Origin of the sequence: Sorangium sp. So ce204, assembly GCF_051526795.1 — a bacterium.
GTDB classification, from domain to species: domain Bacteria; phylum Myxococcota_A; class Polyangia; order Polyangiales; family Polyangiaceae; genus Sorangium; species Sorangium cellulosum_B.
The window spans coordinates 6,774,654-6,791,476 of the sequence record NZ_CP150317.1 but is presented as its reverse complement, the minus strand read 5'-3'; the positions used below and the strand labels follow the sequence as shown (position 1 = coordinate 6,791,476).

Here is a 16,823-nt window from a genome sequence, read left to right as displayed (position 1 = left end):
GGACCCCGACCCGCGCAACGGCTCTGCGCGGCGCCCGCGCCTTCAGGGACGCCACCTCCCTTCGCTCTGAAGCATCCTCTCTACTTTCTTGTTCGGGAAAATTCACAGGGAGACGGGGAGACGGGGAGTAAAATCCCACAAATCTCCCCGTCTCCCTGCCTCCCTGTTCACTCTCTTTCTTCGCTCGGTCACCGGCGCACATCGAAGTGCCCGAGGGGGTGCGCCACGCCGTTGACCATCACATCGATGCTGTGGCGACCGGGATAGTGACGGCGGGTCGTCATCTCCTCGAAGGAGACCTTGCCGGTGATCTCGGCTCGACCCGACGGCGGCAGGACGAGCTTCCGCAGCTTGAAGACCTTTGGCCGCGTCGAGCCGTTCGCCTTCACGAAGTGCACGGCGCAGTCGACGACGAGCTCCTGGTCGCGCGGCGCCGTCGACGCGAGCTCGAACGAGAAGCGTAGCTCTCCGCCGAGCCTCACCGATCGCGGGGACAGCGCCGCCGAGGCGATCGCGACGCTCGGCGCCGCGCCGAAGCCGAGCGCGTCGAGCGCGCCGCGATCACCCTTCTTGACGAGCGAGCGCAGCGCGTGGCGCACGATCCATTGCCGCCCGGGCGGCGCGCCCTCGAGCCAGCGCCGGCAGAGGCTCGCCGCGATGTCCGGGTGGTCCTTGCCGATGTCATTGATGTTGTTGGCGACGGAGCGCTGCACGTAGCGCTCCGGATCGTCCTTCAAAAGCTCGAGCAGCTCGATGACCGGGCCTGGATCCTGCTGGAAGGCGCGGAGCCGCGGGGCCCACGGCAGCCGCGGGCGCGTCCCCTCGGAGACGAGCCGCCGGACATGGACGTTCGGGTCGGCGGCCCACGCGCGGAGCCGGCGGAGCGTCGCGTCGGGGTACCTCGTCAGGAACGCGCGGATGCTGAACTCGGCGGAGAACCGCTTCGTCAGCTCGACTTGCGCTGTCATCGCGTCCTCGAAGTGATCGAGACCGCGCTTCGCCACATAGAACACGTGCGGCATGTACTGCAGCGGCGCGAGGCCGAACGCGTCGCTCCGATCGAGCTCGGGCCCGAGCGAGGCGACGATCACGCGAGCGGCCTCCGGAAAGGGCTGCGGCAGGTGGTGGTGCATGACGTCCGCGATGTGGGAGGCGCGGCCCGTGAGCTCCAGATCGGAGAGGCCGGTCAGGCAGTCGCGGGCGAAGCCCCGCTCGTCGAGGCCAGGGTGCGCCGAGCTGAGGTTGCGGGAGATCGAGCGGACGCACCGCTCGTCGAAGAGGTCCTTCAGCCGGTCGGCCATGGGTACCTGCCGGTGAGGACGCCGAGGCCGATTGGCCAGGTGTTCGCCACGTTGGACATGGGCGTTGACTAGCGCGAGACCCTGACAGATTCTGTCACCATATGTCGCGCGCCGTCCGGGTCATGGAGCTCTCCGACCTGCTTCGCGCGCGGGGAGCGACGACGGTCGGTGAGCTGGCCGCGACGCTCGGGGTCAGCGCCCGCACCGTGCGCAGGGATCTCGCGACGCTGAGGGAGCGCGGCCTCGACATCGAGGGCGAGGCCGGCCCCGGCGGGGGGATCCGGCTCGACGCGGGCCGGGGCGTCACCGCCGTGCACCTCTCGGTCGCCGAGATCGTGACGCTCTGGCTCTCCGCGCGCCTCTCCCAGGCCGCGAGCGACCTTCCGTGGAGCGACGCCGCCAGCTCCGCCCTGGCCAAGCTGCTCAGCAGCCTTCCTCCTGAACGAGCGCGGGAGCTGCGCGCCCTCTGCCGCAGGGTCATCGTCGGCGATCCGGCGAGCGAGCCAGTGCGCACCGGCGCCGGGGCGCCCCCTGCAGAGCTGGTGAGGCTCTTCGAGGAGTCGTTCTCCGCCGGCGTCGGTCTCGGGTTCGACTACCGCGACCGCGAGGGGAGGACGTCGAGGCGACGCGTGGAGCCGCACGGCCTCCTGATCCAGAGCCCCGTCTGGTACGTGCTCGCCCTGGACACGGGGAAGAACGAGCCGCGAATGTTCAGGATGGATCGCATCTCGACGCCCCGCGTCCTGCGGGAGATCGCGTTTCGTCCGAGCGCCCACGTCATCTGGGCGCTCTTGCCGGAGGAGTGCGCGTGGCGGCCGCTCCTCGGCGAACGACCATGAAGCTCGGCCAAAACGGACGGACATCCGTCAGGCTCCGGCGCTGTGCCCACCACGCTTCGATCGAGCGGAGCCCGGGAGTCAGGGTGTCGGATGGTCGCGCATCGGCGCTGGCGGATGGCTTAGGTTGGATACCGAATTCTGGCGACCCAGCTTCCACGAGGCGTCCTGGGAGAACGCGAACAGCCGCATCTACCACGGCCCCGGCCAGCCTCTCAGTTCATGAGCCGGGAGCGAGCGGGCGCCCACCGCTCGGGCCGCGGTGCGGAGAGCGGGCCCGCGTGGTGGTGGACCATCTTCCATTGCCCGTCCTCGAGGACGAACACGTTGGTTGCGCACAGGTGTGCGGGCTCATCGCCGTTCGCCTCGTAGCACGTGACGAAGGCGAAGTCCCCGAAGAGGTGCGCCGAGGCGCCCTGGCAGCGCATGCGCAGGGGCGAGGTCTGGCGCAAGAGCTGGCTCCAGCTCTCGAGCACGCTGGCGCGCCCCGAGAGCGCCTCCATGCCGGGATGGGCGCAGGCCAGGGGCGCCCGCTCGGCCCACACCCGGCACATCGCCTGGTAATCCCCGGCGCGGAACGCCTCGTAAAAGGCCTCATTGGCGGCCAGGACAAGCCGTTCCGCCGCGACGCGCTCCTCGACGCTCATGCAGCGACCATGCTCCCCGGCTAGCGCGGGCGCAAGGGCCTCGACGGCGTCGTCTCGGCGCCTCGCCCGCTCGACCCCGCGCCCGGGCTGCCTGGGACGGGCCCTTGCTCCGCTGGTGGAAGGACGAGCTGTGTCCGGTTCATCCGCTTGATGCAGGGCATCCCGGCCGCGCGCGGGGGCAGGGCGCGCGCGGCCGATCGGCGGAGCGTCAGGCCGTCGGGTGGATCTCCGAGCCTGCGGCGCGGTGGGGAGGCGCCGCCGCGAGCTGGTTGATGTGCACGTGCTGGCTCGGGACGGGGAGCCCCATCTTGCCGAGCTCCTCGCGGATGATCTTGGTCGTGGCGAAGTAGACGTCCCAGTAATGATCGGTGTGGCAGAAGGGCCGGACGGCCAGCACGGGCCCGGCGAGGGTGAAATCCAGGATCTCGACGCTGGGCGCAGGGGTCTTCGCGACGTTGGGGATGAGCGCGAGGTGCGTCTTGAGCCGGGCGATCGCCGCCTCGTGATCCGCGCCGTGGGCGAGCTGCGCGGTGCAGTCGACGCGGCGGACCGGGTTCGTGCTGAAGTTCTGGATCGTGTCGCTGAAGATCTTGTTGTTGCCCACGATGGTGCGGACGTTGTCGGGCGTATCGAGGGTGGTCGCGAACAGGCCGATCGAGTGGACGGTGCCTGTCACGCCGCCGGCCGTCACGAAATCCCCGGTCTTGAAGGGGCGCAGGAGGACCATGAAGATGCCGGCCGCGAGGTTCGACAGGAGGCCGGACCATGCCATGCCGACGGCGATGCCGATCGCGGCGAGCAGGCTGGCGAAGGTGGTCGTCTCGACGCCGAAGACGCTGAGCACGGCGATGACGAGCAGGATGTTCAGCAGCACGGACGCCGCCGACTCCAGGTAATGAGCCAGCGTCGTGTCGAGCTTCTTCAGCGCGGAGCTGCGCTGCATCATCGACAGGAGCCCCCGGACGATCATGCGGCCGATGATCCAGACCAGGATCGCGCCCACGATCTTCCCGCCGACGCTCACCCCGAGCGCTACCCCCATGTCCACGTACCGCTGAACCCTCTCGTCCATCTCAAGCCTCCTGGCGACGTATGCGCCGCTCGCGGGGGCCCCCGTGCAAGGCGCATGCGCGACGCGCCTTGCTGGATCTGCCCCCCGGCGGCCAGCTTTATCACACCGGCGGGCCGCACCGCGAGGGGCGCGACCGAGATTTTCTAGCCTCAGCGCTGCGGCCTGCGGACATCAGGCGGCTGCGGAGCGGATACCTCGTTGTAGCGAAGGAGCAACGGGCGGCGCGGCCGATCGCGGCGTGCGGAGAGCGGACGCGGGCCAGCGGCGTGGGCGGAGAACGGCGTGGCCGGCGTACGGGGCTGTGAACCGGCTCAATGAAGACTGTGTCCAAAGGCTCTCGGGTTGATCGGGAACTTCAAGCCAATGACCAGCCCGTACTCCGTGCCGTAAGAAGGCATCGTCGCGCCAGCTCTCCCGTCGAACGGAAGGGCGAGTCGAAAGCCCGCGTAGGCGATGGGGATCGCGATGAAGGGGACGATCTGCGCCCCATACGTCCGGGCGTTCGACCGGCCCGCGCCCTCGGTGTACATCGAGAGCTCGGCGCCGACCGGGCCGAACCCACCCTGGAAGCCGAGCGCCAACCTCTCGTGGACCGGTCGGTCGGCGACGAGCTGCGCCTGCACCACGGCGCCTATCCAGGCGAACGAGCGCTGTCCGTACCACGCGAGGCTCCCCTCCACGCCGGCGCCCACGGCGTCATCGGCGTTCTCGCGGCCAGTATAGCTGAAGAGGCCGCCCACGCTCACGACCGGGTCGCCAGGGCGCCCCACGTTGGGCCAGCCTTCCGCGGGATACACCGCGGGGGGAGGGCCCCCCGCCGGGGGCACGCCGTCCGCCTGCGCCGATGCAGCGCCGACGAGAAGGCAAGCGCCGACAAGGACCGCTGTGACCGCCGACTGGTTCATGCACCTGTGATCTAGCCCATGCGACTCGGCCCGTCACGATGCAGGCGCGGGCGAGCGGTAGACGCGCTCCGGGAGCGCCGTGCTAGGCTCTCCTGCCATGGTGCAGCTCTCGCGCGCGGAGCAGGTGGCGGCGCTCGCGCGCATGATCGCCGCGCTCGACGCCCGGCCGGCGCCGCATTTCGACGCCTTCGCGGCCCTGTTTCACGGCAAGAGCCTCAGGAAGGGCGAGGCGTTCGTGCGGGCGGGCGAGGCGAGCGACTCGGTGGCGCTCGTCAACTCCGGCATCGCGAGGATGTTTTACACGCGGAGCGATGGGAAGGAGTTCAACAAGGGGTTCGTCTCCGCGCCGGACTTCATGTCGGTGCTGGAGGCGCTGATCACCAGGGAGCCCGCCCGGCTGACGATCCAGGCGCTGACGCCGATGCAGCTCTTCGTCGCGCCCTACTCGCGGCTGAGCGAGCTCTGTGAGCGCGACATCTACTGGGAGCGGGTGAGCCGCCGGATCGTCGAGCGGGTGTACCTGAAGAAGGTGCGCCGCGAGGCGTCGCTGCTGATGGATCCGGCCGCCGAGCGCTATCGCGCGTTCCTCGCAGAGCACGGGGCCGTGGCGCGCCGCGTGCCCGACTACCACATCGCCGCCTATCTCGGCATCACACCCGAGGCTTTGAGCCGCCTGAAGCGCGCCGTGACCAGGACCGCTGCTTCTTGATCTGGATCAAGGTGCGGGCTCGTTCCGCTGGTCATGGTCTCCCGCATGACGACGGAACGAACGAAGCGAGACGGCGAGCGCCCGGCGACGGAACCCACGCGCGGCCCGGGGCGCCGCAGAGCGCCGCGGGGCGCGGCCCGAAGGACGGCGCTGATCGCGGGCCTCGCGGTCGTGCTCGCCGGCTCGGCGCTTGTCGCGTGCGGCGCGGCCGCGCCGAGGCTCCACCCCGTGTTCCCCGGGCGTCCGGTGGCAGAGAAACCCAGAGGAAAGATCCTGTTCGTCCTCAGCGCCGCGCGAGAGCAGACGCTCGCCGACAGCTCGAAGCGCGCGACCGGCACCTTCCTCGGCGAGTTCTACGAGCCGTACCTGGCCCTCACCGGCGCGGGGCACGAGGTCGTGTTCGCGACCGACGGGGGCGCTGCCCCGGCGATCGACCCGGAGAGCCTCGACGAGCGGTACTGGGGAGACGGAGCGCGGCGCTCGCAAGCGCAGCGCTTCGTCGAGCGCGCCCCGGAGGTCCGCGCGCCGCTCAGCCTCAAGGCGGCGCGCGCCGCGGCCGACTCGTTCGACGGCATCGTCGTTCCCGGCGGACAGGGCGTGATGGTCGACCTGCTCGACAACGCGGATCTGCACGCGCTGCTCGCTCACTTTGGCGCGAAACACCAGCCCGTGGGGCTCATCTGCCACGCGCCGGCGGTGCTCACCCGCATGCGGCAGCCGCATCCGCTCAGCGGTCGGACGGTGACGTCGGTCTCGTCGTTCGAGGAGTTCTATATCGAGACCTTCGTGATGGGGGCCGACGCCCAGGTCCGGGGCATCGGCGAGCAGCTCGAGGATCACGGTTACGAGCACGAGGCCGCATTCCCCGGGAGCGCCTACGCGCAGCGGGATTGCAACCTCGTGACCAGCCAGAATCCGTTCTCCACCGATCGGTTCAGCGCGCTTTATCTGGAGGCCCTGGCCGACTACCGGCGCGGCGCCCGCTGCGCCGAGGGGGCCCGCGAGGGCCACCGATAGGCCTGCTCGGCGGAGCGAGGGCCATGGGATTTCCCTGGCCCGTTCGGCCCGCGGCGCTACGACGTGAGCGACAGTCCGCGCACGTGCTCGGCGAGCGCCCGCTCCGCGCTGCCCACCGCCTCCCGCCCGCCCGGGAGCTTCGCCGACGCCCCCCCGCGGAAAACGGCGCCTCCCCCGATGCCGCCGCATGGCCGCCTTCGCGAGGACGACGGGCGCATGTTCAGTATCGACGCGCCACGCGCGCCGGGTTGCAATCGCGGCGAATTCACAGAGGGGTGACGAAGATGCTCATCGACGAGCGACCGAGCCATTATCAGGGCGACCTTTCGTGGGACAGCCTCAAGCAGCTCATTGAAGGTTACGACGACAACGAATTCCAGGGTCTCGTGCAGGGGCCGGTGGGCTACGCTATCAAGGTCGTACGCGGAGCGCACGACGGGAGTTTTTATCCGTCTTACGGGTCGAACTACTATTTCAGTTTCACGGCCACCCACGCGCTTGGCGAGAGCGGCACTCATCACGCGATCCTGGACTCGAGCGGAACCAAGATCCTGGGAATCGAGCCGCCGCTGTGACGGAACGATCTCTGCCGCACACCGAGGGGGCCCGTCCAGCCCGAGCCATCACGCGTGAACTGCGGTGACCTCAGCGTAGCAACCCCAGCTCTTTTCCAGACACCATGATGGGGGTGCTCAGGAGGTCGCCAGGGCGGCGCAGGAGCAGCTCGTTTGTGAGACAGGACACCGATGGGGGTGCGGAGGAGGGGAGCGGAGGCCGCGCTGGAGGGCGCCTGGCCCGCGCAGGAGCAGTGCCGAGGCTGCGCAGGAGGGGAGCGGAGGCCGCGCAGGAGGGCGCCGGGCCCGCGCAGGAGCAGTGCCGAGCCTGCGCAGGAGGGGAGCGGAGGCCGCGCAGGAGGGCGCCGGGCCCGCGCAGCAGGGCTCCGAGGGCCGGGCAGCTCGGCACGACCCCCGCGCAGCCGGGGACGATCTCGGTCGACTCCAGAGCTACGTCGTGAGCGACAGGCCGCGCACGTACTCGGCGAGCGCCCGCTCCGCGCTGGCCACCGCCTCCCGCGCGCCCGGGAGCTTCGCCGACACCGCCGCGATCCGGTCTTCCTGCTCGCTGAGCGTCTTGAGGTAGCGCTCGTGGAGCGCGCTCCCCGGGGGCACGACCTTGAGGTTGTCGCGCACGCGCCCCTGCTCGGCGCGGAGCGCCTCGATCTCGGACTTGAGGGCCGAGAGCGCGCGCTGCCTCTCGGCGAGCGCGGCCCTGAGCTCCGCGAGCCGCGCGAGCGCCGCGCGCAGCGCCTCGGGGATCTCGCGCGACGACAGGACCACCTCGATCTGCTCGTCGGAGAGGCCCGTGAGCGCCACCGTGTGCGAGATGGGCTGCTCCAGCGCCACGGTCACGCGCGCCGTCTCGCCCGCGGCGACCTCGCGCCGGACGCGGTAGCGATCGCGCGTCGCCTCGACGCCTTCCGTGGGCTCGGCGAGGTCCCAGCCGGCGATGCGCGGGTGCTCGATGAGCAGGACGCGCGGCTCGCGCGCCGCGCCCGCGATCGTGTAGACCGTCACCTTGCGGGCGGTCCTGACGATCTCGAGCATGCCGCCCTGGATCTTGGCGCGCGAGAACACCTCCTCGCCCCGCTCCTCGCGGTCGATTCGCACCTTCCGGTCCACGGCGAAGCTCACGATCCGCGATTCGCCCGGCGGCAGCGGCGAGAGGCGCGCGTCGCCGACGTAGGTGACGACCCCCCGGCCCGAGCGCTCGAAGACCGTGATCGCGCCGGCCGGGAGGGTCGTGTCGCCGTCGTTCCTCAGGCGGACCGAGGCGAGCGGGCTGCGCGCGCTCGCCTCGGGCTGATAGAGCCACAGCCGCTCTGCCGGGATCTCGCGCTGGATGATCGGGAGGAGCGCCGTCTGGCCGCTCGCGATCGTGAGCGGCGCGGGGAAGTGGAACACGACCTGCGTCGCCGCCTCCGCGGGCTCCGGCTCGACCTTCTCGGCGGGCACGGTGACCGCCGCGGCGGGCGCGCGGGCCTCGTCGGCGCCCCCGCCGGCGCGGTGGCCCATGCGCCGCGCCGCCCTGGCCGCGAGCCCCGCGGCGCCCTCGTCGAGCCGCGGCAGCACGCGCTCGGCGACGTCGACGGGCACCTCCGGCCGGGCCACGTAATAGATCTCGTAGAGCGCCTGGCGGAACGTCACCGGGTCCCCCGACACCAGGGTGAAATCCACGTTCTGCCAGTCGCTGCCGCTCTGGTTCTCGACGACGGCCCACCCGGCGAGCGCCCCGGTCTTCGTCTGCGCGTCCTCCGGCACCGTGAGCCGATACGTCGTCTTCCAGAGCGGCACCTCGATGACGTAGGCCACGCGGACCACCCGCTCGCCCTCGCCGGCCGTGCGCACGACGAGCTCGCGGCGGTTGCGCTCCCGCCGGATCGAGAGCCCGACCAGCGCCGCGCCGACCTGCTGCCGCAGCCGCTCCTCGACGAGCTCCACGCTCTCGAGCTCCTCCAGGACGACCTGCTTCAGCGCGCCCTCCGACATCAGCGAGAGCCGGTGCCGGTCCTCCGAGCCGCCGTGCGGCAGCGCCGCCTGCGCCGTTGTGACCGCGACGATCCGCCCGGCGATGGCCCCTTGCGCCCCTCGCGTCCGCACCTCGGCGCCGCGGAGCGCGTTCAGCAGGGCGGCCTCGGACTCGAGCGCGTCCTCGTCGAACGGGAGCTCGCGGAACAGATCGCGCAGCGGCTCCCTCCCGGGAAGCGTGATATTCCCTATCACGCCGCGATCGTCATAGACGACGATGCTCTTCAATACATCGTCGACCTGATCGAGCCGCACCTCGAGCCGGAGCTCGGCGTCGCCGCGCACGCGCGCCTCGTGCTCGAAATATCCGACTCCGCCCGTCGAGAGCACCACCCGCCTCAGCAGCAGCGTGTCCGGCGCGGCCCCCGATCGGGCCGGATCCATCGCGGCGGCCCGCAGCGTCGCTGTGGTCCTCAATCCATGGTTCATCGTCGCCTCCCCCGGCGGAGGCGTGCGATGGCCCCGCCCTGGGGGGTCCATAACGCCCCTCCGGGGGGCGTCAACGACGGTGGCTCGCCGGGAGATCGGGCGCGGCGCCGCGCGTCAGCCGCGCCGCGAGGCCTCGAGCTGCTTCACGACCGCGAGCGCCTCGTCGACGTGGCGGGTCGCGCGGAGCTGGGAGGAGAAGGCATGTCGAACGATGCCGTCGCGATCGATGACGAACGTCACGCGGCCCGGGAGGAGGCCAAAGAGCGACTTGACGCCGTAGCGCGCGGCGGTCTCCCCGCCAGGGTCGCTGAGCAGCGTCATGGGCAGGCGGTATTTGTCGGCGAACTGCTGGTGAGACCCCGCCGAGTCGGCGCTCACGCCGAGGACCTCGGCGCCCGCCTCCGCGAACGCATCGTAATGGTCGCGGAACGCGCACGACTCCGCCGTGCATCCCGGGGTGTCGTCCTTGGGATAGAAGAACAGGACAACGGTCTTCTTGCCCCGGAAGTCGGAGAGCTTGACCGTCTCCCGCTTCTGCGATTGCAGGCTGAAATCAGGCGCTGTCTCGCCGACGGACAGGGTGGATTTTCCGAGCATGGCGTCTCCTCTACCCGATGCGCCGCGCCGCGTCCAAGGCCCCCGCGGAGCGCGGCGGCTCGCCTGCCGTGACGGCCGCCTGCGCCCCGGATCAGGAAGAACTTGAGGAAGCGGTCATGTTGGCGCGCCGGGCGCGACGGACGCCGGCGCGGGCCGGAGATCGGGTTACCCTGAGCGCCCCATGGCCACCACGTTCGCAGCGTTGATCTTTCGACCCGCCGACATCCCGGACCGCGCGCTGTCCCAGGGCTTTGCCGTGGCGCTCGGTGGCTGGGACGTCGCCTCGCCGCGCCTGTTCATCGCGCCGCTCCCCGGCGTGCCCGGGCACGCGGCCGCGTTCTACTCGAGCGGCGAGCCCGCCGGCGGCGGGGACGACGAGCTCGACCACCTCGCCGAGCTCTTCGAGGACGAGCTCTCTCCGCCCGTCGCCGTGCTCGACGCGGCCGCCGAGCTCGGCCACCCCGGCGCGACGGTCTTCGCGCTCGTGTTCTCGGAGGACGTCGTCCACGACGACGGCTGGCGCTTCGAGGCGAGCGGGTTCGTCCGCCACTTCGTGAGGGAAGGGGACGAGGGCGTCGAGGCCGGCGTGGAGGCGCCCGACCGGAGCGACCTCGTCGAGGTCGACGTCGACCTGCCGGAGGGCGCGACAGCGGCGGAGGAGCGCGAGGCCATGGACCGGGCGATCCGGCCGCACCGCGGCTCGACGTTCCTCGCGGCCGAGCTGGGCGCCCCGGTGCTGGGCGCGCTCATGGGCGGCCTCTTCGCGCCCGAGCGCCGCGTCCAGGTGCACCTCGTCGCGCCGGGGCCGGGGTCGATCGCCGACGAGGTCGCGCGGCTCAACCGGGTGCTCCGCCGCGAGGACGGCCGCGGCGCGCCCGCGTCCCCGCCGCCCGTCCGCGGCGTCGCCCCGCCGGCGACGTACGCGGCGTTCGTGCGCGCGTACGACTGGGCCGATCCGGCGGATCCGGAGGACCTCTACCGCGAGCTCGCGATCGGCGCCGTCGAGGGCACGCTGCGCTTCCTCCGCGAGGGCGAGCTCCTCGCCCACGACCGCGAGCCGGGCTGGGAGGCGGCGGCGGCGCGACAGCTCTACCCGATCGCGCGGCTCTCGGGCTCGGCGCTCGGCGGCGGCGCGGCCCAGCGGTCGGTCGTCGCGCTCGGGGCCGACGGCGAGCAGCTCTGGGTCGTCCGCGGCGGCACGAGCGCGGCGCTGGCCGGCCCGACGTTCGGCGAGCTGCTGCGCTACCTCTCGCTGGGCTGGTCGCGCAGGAGCGACGCGGAGGAAGACCTCATCGGCGCGCTGATGCTGCGCGCGCGGCTCAGGTCGCTCGGGGGTTGAGCCCGCGCCGCGGCGCGGGATCCGCCTGCCGGGGTGAGGCGCTTTGCCTCGCGACGCGCGCGCCTCGGCTCAAAACGACGTGTCGTACGCGTGGTGCCGGTGGGCTTCCGTGTGGAACGACGTCATGTGCGGGTCGTCCAGGACCAGGTGGAGCAGGCCGACGTCGCGCTCGCTGCGCGCGAAGACGCTCACGAGGATCCCGCCCTGCCGGACGCCGGCCTCGTAGCGTTCCGCCCAGTGCCTCGGGACGCCCGCGGTGAGGAGGATCTCGCGCAGGCCGCCCGTGATCCCGGCGCCGACCGCGCTGGCCACGACAGCGGCCAGCGGCCCGGCGACCACGAACCCGAGGTCGGGGACCACGACGCTCATCGAGACAGCGGCGCCGAACGTGCTCGACGGCGGCGCCACATCCGGGCTCGGAAAGCACCTGTCGCGTGTCGCCTCGGTCATCAGCAGGCTGACCTCCTGTCGTGTGTAGCCGCAGTCGATGATGCGTTCCGCCGCGGCTTCCGCGTCGTCGTGCGTCTGCACCAGGCCAATTACGAGCTTCTCCATGGAAGAGACCTCCTTCGCGTTGAGCGCGTCCTCGCTCTGGGCCCCGGCGACGGATACCGCACGCTCTGTGCCAATCCGGAATTCTCACGCCTCGGTGCGTTCGCGCCGATTTCTCTGCCCCTTCCGCTGGAGGAGCGAGGCGGGATGTCGCAGTGCGCCCCGTGGGCCTCACCTTCCGATGTCGACATCGCCCGTGCCAGCGCGGTTGATTCCATCTTTTGCTGTCGAGCCGCGCGAGCGCCCCATTTCGACGGGCTCCGTCTGACCAGGTCGTGCGAAGGCCGCGTACATCGGCGCCCGGGGCGGCCGGTGCGCGGTGAGGCCGGAGGCCGCGTCAGAAGCCGATCGTGTCCTCGACCGGCGCGGGCGGCTTCGTCCCCGTCGGGCGGCCCGTCGATGTCTCCCGCGGCGCGGCGCGGCCGCGCCCCGCCGAGGTGCCGCGCGGCGCCGCCGTCGCGCCCGGCCTCCCTGCCGCGCCGGTGCGGGCAGCGCCCGCCGGCTGCGCGGTCGCCGCCGTGGCCGCCGGCTGCGCGGTCGCCGCCGCGGCCGCCGGCTGCGCGGTCTCGGCCGGGGCCGCTGGCTGCGCGGTCTCGGCCGCGGGCGTCGCGCTCGCCGGCTCTGCCGGCACCGGCGCGGCGGCGCTCGCTGGCGCCGGCACCACCGGCTGCGCCGGGACGGGCGCGGCCTGCCGGGCCGGCGCCTCCGACGAGGGGGTGACCTCGGCCGTGGGCGACTGCTTCGTGGCCAGGAAGACGACCGCCGCCACCAGTGCTCCGAACGCGAGCGCGGCCGCCAGGATGGCCGGCGCCCACCTCCGGGCCCCGTCCGTCCCCGAGGTCGCCATGCCGGCGAGCGTCCGCCCCGGCGCGCCGTCCGTCGAGAGCCGCGCGCCCGGCGCCGACGACGGCGGCGTGCCGGTCGTCGAGAGCCGCGCGCCCGGCGCCGGCGGCAGCGGCGTCGGCTCCCCGAACAGCACCGGCTGCGACGCGCTCCCGTGGAGGGCTCGCTCCCCCGCGGACGAGGGCTCGGTCGTGAACGCCGTTCGCGCGATCCCGAGGACCGCGCGCTCCAGCGCCTCCGCCATCTGCCGCGCCGACGCGAAGCGCGCCGCCGGATCGTGCGCCAGCGCCTTCTTCATCCAGGCGTCGATCGCCGGAGAGAGCTCCGGCCTCACCTCGCTCGGCGGCGTGAAGATCCCGGTGTGCAGCACCACCGACAGCGCGCCCAGCGTCTCGCCCCGGAACGGGACCTGCGCGGTGAGCGCGTGGTAAGCGACCACCGCGAGCCCCCAGAGATCCGCGCGGAAGTCGACGTGCTTCGCGCTGAGCAGCTGCTCGGGGCTCATGTAGAGCGGCGTGCCCAGCACGCTCCCGGTCGACGTCATGCCGAGCTCGCCCTGGACCCGCTTGGCCACGCCGAAGTCGAGCACCTTCACGAACAGCTCGCCCTCGACGTCGAGCAGGAAGATGTTGTCCGGCTTGATGTCGCGGTGGACGATCCCGACCTGGTGCGCCCGGCCGAGCGCCTTGGCCGTCTGCGACACGATCGCCGTGACCTCGACGGGCGGCAGCGCGCCCAGCCGCTGCATGCGGCTCTTGAGGTCCTCGCCCTCGAGCAGCTCCATCACGATGAACGGCACCCCGTCCGGCGTGACGCCGTGGTCGAAGACCTGCGCGACGTGCGGGCTCTTGATCTGCGCGGCCGCCATCGCCTCCCGCCGGAAGCGCTCCACGAAGCCCGTCTGGTCCGCGTAGGCCGGCGCCATGAACTTCACCGCCACCTGCGTCCCGAGCGCGAGGTGATCGGCCACCCACACGCTCCCCATCGCCCCCTTCCCGAGCTCGCGCGCCAGCCTGAGCGTGCTCGTCACCTGCTGTCCGGGGTTCATCGGGGGTCCCTCTTCCAGATCGGCCGAGTCGACGACCCTGGAGGGGCGTCCTGTGCGCGCGACGCAGCCCTCTGGGTGTCGGAGCGTGTCGGCGCGCACAGCGTACAACAAACACCCTGGACCGTCACCACCGAGCGCTCGCGCCGCGCACCTGACGGGAGCTCTCGGATAAGCTGGCACCATGCGCGAGGGCACGCTGGTCGCAGGCCGGTTCGAGGTGCACCGCCTTGCCGGCGCCGGCGGGATGGGCACGGTCTACCGGGCGATCGATCAGCTGACCGGGCGCCCCGTCGCGCTCAAGGTCGCGCCCCCGGAGCTCGCCGCCCGCTTCCGGCGCGAGGCGCGCATGCTCGAGGCCGTGCAGCACCCGCTCATCGTGCAGCACATCGCGCACGGCACGGGCGACGACGGCGCCCTGTGGCTCGCGATGGAGTGGCTCGAGGGCGTCACGCTCGACGCGCGCCTAGAGGAGGGGGCGCTCCCCGTGGCCGACGCGCTGCTCGTCGCGCACCAGATCGCGGAGGCGCTCGCCTCGATCCACGCGATCGGGATCACGCACCGCGATCTCAAGCCGAGCAACGTGCTCCTGCGCGACGGCAGGGTCGACGGCGTGGTCCTGCTCGACTTCGGCGTCGCCCGGGCGGCGGCGTCGACCTCGCTCGTCACGGAGGCCAGCTCGCTCGTCGGCTCGCTCGGCTACGTCGCGCCCGAGCAGGCGCGCGGCGACGTCGAGGTCGACGCGCGCGCCGACGTCTTCGGGCTCGGCGTCCTGCTCTTCGAGTGCCTCGCCGGGCAGCGCCCCTTCGCGGCCGACGACCCGCTCGCCGAGGTGTGCCGCATCCTCCTCGAGGAGGCGCCGCGCCTCGTCGAGCGGCGCCCGGACGCGCCGCCCTTCCTCGACGAGCTCGCCGCGCGCCTCCTGGCCAAGGATCCGGCGGCGCGCCCCGCGGACGGCCGCGCGGCGGCGGCCGCGCTCGCGGACGCGCGCGCCCTGCTCGCGCGCGCGTCCAGCGCGGGCGCGGACGGCGCGCCGGCGTCGGTCACCGACGACGAGCGGCGGCTCGTCAGCGTCGTCCTGGTCGATCTGGGCGCCGCCGACCCGGAGCCGGCGAGCGATCGCGGCGTCGAGCGGATCGTCGGGGACCTCGCCGAGGCGTTCGGCGGCGACCGCGTGCGGCTCCCGGGCGGCACGCGCATGGTGCTCCTTTCCTCGCAGACCGACGAGGTGTTCTCCGGCCGCGGCGGCGCCGGCACGATGGCCGCCTTCGACCTCGCGGCGCGCGCCGCGCAGTGCGCGCTCGCGCTGAAGGCGCGCCTGCCCGGGCGCCCTGTCGCGCTCGCCACGGGCCGCGCGCAGGTGGGCGAGCGCCTGCCCGCGGGCGACGTCATCGACCGCGCGGTCGCCCGCCTCCGCGAGGCCGAGGGCGACGTGCGCATCGACGAGGTCACCGCGGGGCTCGCGGCGCCGCGCTTCGAGGTGATCGGCGACGGCCCCTCGTTCCTGCTGAAGGGCGAGCGCGACGGCACCGAGCCCGAGCGCACGCTCTTCGGCCGCGTCACCTCGTTCGTCGGGCGCGACCGCGAGCTCGCGACGCTGCTCGGCCTCTTCGAGCAGAGCGCCGACGAGCCCGTGGCGCGCGCCGCGCTCGTCCTCGGCGAGGCCGGCATCGGCAAGACGCGCCTCCGCTGCGAGCTCATCCGCGCCGTGCGCGAGCGCGACGCGCGCGCGTCGGTCTACGTGGCGCGGGGCGACCCCCTCGGCTCGGGCGCGCCGTTCGGCATGCTGGGCGAGATCGTCCTCGCGGCCGCCGGCTGCCTGCCCGGCGAGGCGCTCGAGGCGCGCCGCGCCAAGATCCGCGAGCACGTCGCGCGGGCCCTGCCCGCGCCGGCCGACGACGCCCCGCGCGTCGCCTGGTACCTCGGCGAGATCGCGGGCACGCCGTTCGACGACCCCGACGCCGAGCTGCGCGCCGCCCGCGGGGACGCGGTCGCCCTGAGCGATCAGGCCCGCCGCGCCGTGCTCGAGTGGCTCGCCGCGCGCTCGGGCGAGGGGCCGGTCGTCGTGGCGCTCGAGGACATGCACTGGAGCGATCACGCCTCGGTCTCGGTGCTGGACGAGGCGCTCCAGGCGCTCTCGGATCGCCCGCTCCTCGTGCTCGGCTTCGCGCGCCACAGCGTGATGGAGACGTTCCCCGGCCTCTGGGGCTCGCGCGGCGTGCAGCACATCAAGCTCGGCGCGCTCAGCCAGCGCGCGGCCGAGCGCCTCGTCCGCAGCGTGTTCGGCGAGGAGCTCGCGCTGCCCGAGGTGGCGCGGCTCGTCGAGCACGCCGACGGCCACCCCTTCTTCCTCGAGGAGCTCATGCGCGCGCGCGCGGAGGGCCGGAGCGACATGCCGCCCACGGTCGTGGCCCTGATGCACGCGCGCATCGAGGCGCTGCCGGCCGAGGCGCGGCGCACGCTGCGGGCGGCGAGCCTGTTCGGCGGCAGCTTCTGGCCGGAGGGCGTGCGGCAGCTGCTCGGCGCCGGCACCTCGGCCGAGTCGCTCGACCGCTGGCTCAAGAGCCTGCTCTCGGAGGAGCTCGTCGCCCGGCGCGGCGTCTCGCGCTACCCGGGGCACGACGAGCTCACGTTCCGTCACGCCCTCGTGCGCGACGCCGCCTACGGGATGCTCACGGACGGCGATCGCGCCGCCGGCCACCGGGCCGCGGCGCGCTGGCTGCGCTCGGTGGGCGAGACCGACGAGCGGGTGCTGGCCGAGCACGCCGAGCGCGGCGGCGACGCCCCCACGGACGGCGAGGGCCTCGTCGCCCGCGGCCCTGCGCAGGATCGCGGCGGAGGAGGAGGAGGGCAGGGGCGCCCCCCGGAGCGCAAATCCGAGCGTGAACGGAGCGAAGCGCAGGGGGGCCAAGGTTGATGAACAACCATTGACGTGATAACCCGCCG

General features: G+C 72.9%; 14 protein-coding genes. 6 read left to right on the top strand and 8 right to left on the bottom strand.

Translation table 11 applies throughout. From position 1 onward, the window contains the following. Nucleotides 1-188 precede the first annotated feature (188 nt). On the bottom strand, nucleotides 189-1,301 hold the full coding sequence (locus WMF22_RS25205; protein ID WP_438031440.1) for a DNA alkylation repair protein: 1,113 nt from the start codon (nucleotides 1,299-1,301) through the stop codon (nucleotides 189-191). 101 nt (nucleotides 1,302-1,402) lie between these two features. Between WMF22_RS25205 and WMF22_RS25200 the strand changes: the two genes are divergently transcribed. After that, nucleotides 1,403-2,140, top strand: a complete 738-nt coding sequence (locus WMF22_RS25200; protein ID WP_437292549.1) for a helix-turn-helix transcriptional regulator — start codon at nucleotides 1,403-1,405, stop codon at nucleotides 2,138-2,140. A gap of 212 nt (nucleotides 2,141-2,352) precedes the next feature. On the opposite strand, the gene WMF22_RS25195 is transcribed toward WMF22_RS25200, so the two are convergent. The 3 genes from WMF22_RS25195 to WMF22_RS25185 form a co-directional block, all read right to left on the bottom strand. Next, nucleotides 2,353-2,784, bottom strand: a complete 432-nt coding sequence (locus WMF22_RS25195; protein WP_437292548.1) for a nuclear transport factor 2 family protein — start codon at nucleotides 2,782-2,784, stop codon at nucleotides 2,353-2,355. A 208-nt stretch (nucleotides 2,785-2,992) separates the two neighbouring features. Further along, a complete protein-coding gene (locus WMF22_RS25190) occupies nucleotides 2,993-3,856 on the bottom strand; it encodes a mechanosensitive ion channel family protein (protein ID WP_437292547.1) in 864 nt (287 codons plus the stop codon). Between the two features lie 311 nt (nucleotides 3,857-4,167). After that, entirely contained in the window at nucleotides 4,168-4,761 is a 594-nt protein-coding gene (locus tag WMF22_RS25185; protein WP_437292546.1) for a hypothetical protein, read from the bottom strand. 97 nt (nucleotides 4,762-4,858) lie between these two features. Between WMF22_RS25185 and WMF22_RS25180 the strand changes: the two genes are divergently transcribed. The 3 genes from WMF22_RS25180 to WMF22_RS25170 all read left to right on the top strand — a co-directional run bounded on the left by WMF22_RS25180 (nucleotide 4,859) and on the right by WMF22_RS25170 (nucleotide 7,062). After that, nucleotides 4,859-5,470, top strand: a complete 612-nt coding sequence (locus WMF22_RS25180; protein WP_437292545.1) for a Crp/Fnr family transcriptional regulator — start codon at nucleotides 4,859-4,861, stop codon at nucleotides 5,468-5,470. 45 nt (nucleotides 5,471-5,515) lie between these two features. Further along, nucleotides 5,516-6,487, top strand: a complete 972-nt coding sequence (locus WMF22_RS25175) for a type 1 glutamine amidotransferase domain-containing protein (protein ID WP_438031439.1) — start codon at nucleotides 5,516-5,518, stop codon at nucleotides 6,485-6,487. Between the two features lie 275 nt (nucleotides 6,488-6,762). Then, nucleotides 6,763-7,062 carry a hypothetical protein gene (locus WMF22_RS25170; RefSeq protein WP_438031438.1) on the top strand — a complete coding sequence of 100 codons (300 nt, stop codon included), beginning with the start codon at nucleotides 6,763-6,765 and terminating at the stop codon, nucleotides 7,060-7,062. 429 nt (nucleotides 7,063-7,491) lie between these two features. Here the strand turns inward: WMF22_RS25170 and WMF22_RS25165 are convergent, their stop codons facing one another. Then, complete coding sequence (locus WMF22_RS25165) at nucleotides 7,492-9,501, bottom strand: DUF4139 domain-containing protein (RefSeq protein ID WP_437292542.1); 2,010 nt, start codon at nucleotides 9,499-9,501, stop codon at nucleotides 7,492-7,494. Nucleotides 9,502-9,615: 114 nt separating this feature from the next. Next, nucleotides 9,616-10,098: a peroxiredoxin gene (locus tag WMF22_RS25160; protein WP_012237250.1), complete on the bottom strand. Its 483-nt coding sequence runs from the start codon at nucleotides 10,096-10,098 to the stop codon at nucleotides 9,616-9,618. Between the two features lie 181 nt (nucleotides 10,099-10,279). Here WMF22_RS25160 and WMF22_RS25155 point away from each other — a divergent pair, with 181 nt between their 5' ends. Then, a complete protein-coding gene (locus WMF22_RS25155) occupies nucleotides 10,280-11,437 on the top strand; it encodes a hypothetical protein (protein ID WP_438031437.1) in 1,158 nt (385 codons plus the stop codon). A gap of 69 nt (nucleotides 11,438-11,506) precedes the next feature. Here the strand turns inward: WMF22_RS25155 and WMF22_RS25150 are convergent, their stop codons facing one another. Both WMF22_RS25150 and WMF22_RS25145 read right to left on the bottom strand, forming a co-directional pair. Then, nucleotides 11,507-11,992: a hypothetical protein gene (locus tag WMF22_RS25150; protein WP_437292540.1), complete on the bottom strand. Its 486-nt coding sequence runs from the start codon at nucleotides 11,990-11,992 to the stop codon at nucleotides 11,507-11,509. Between the two features lie 334 nt (nucleotides 11,993-12,326). Further along, nucleotides 12,327-13,880: a serine/threonine-protein kinase gene (locus tag WMF22_RS25145; protein ID WP_438031436.1), complete on the bottom strand. Its 1,554-nt coding sequence runs from the start codon at nucleotides 13,878-13,880 to the stop codon at nucleotides 12,327-12,329. Nucleotides 13,881-14,061: 181 nt separating this feature from the next. On the opposite strand from WMF22_RS25145, the gene WMF22_RS25140 reads away from it, so the two are divergent. Next, on the top strand, nucleotides 14,062-16,794 hold the full coding sequence (locus WMF22_RS25140; RefSeq protein WP_438031435.1) for a protein kinase domain-containing protein: 2,733 nt from the start codon (nucleotides 14,062-14,064) through the stop codon (nucleotides 16,792-16,794). The last annotated feature ends 29 nt before the right edge of the window (nucleotides 16,795-16,823 follow it).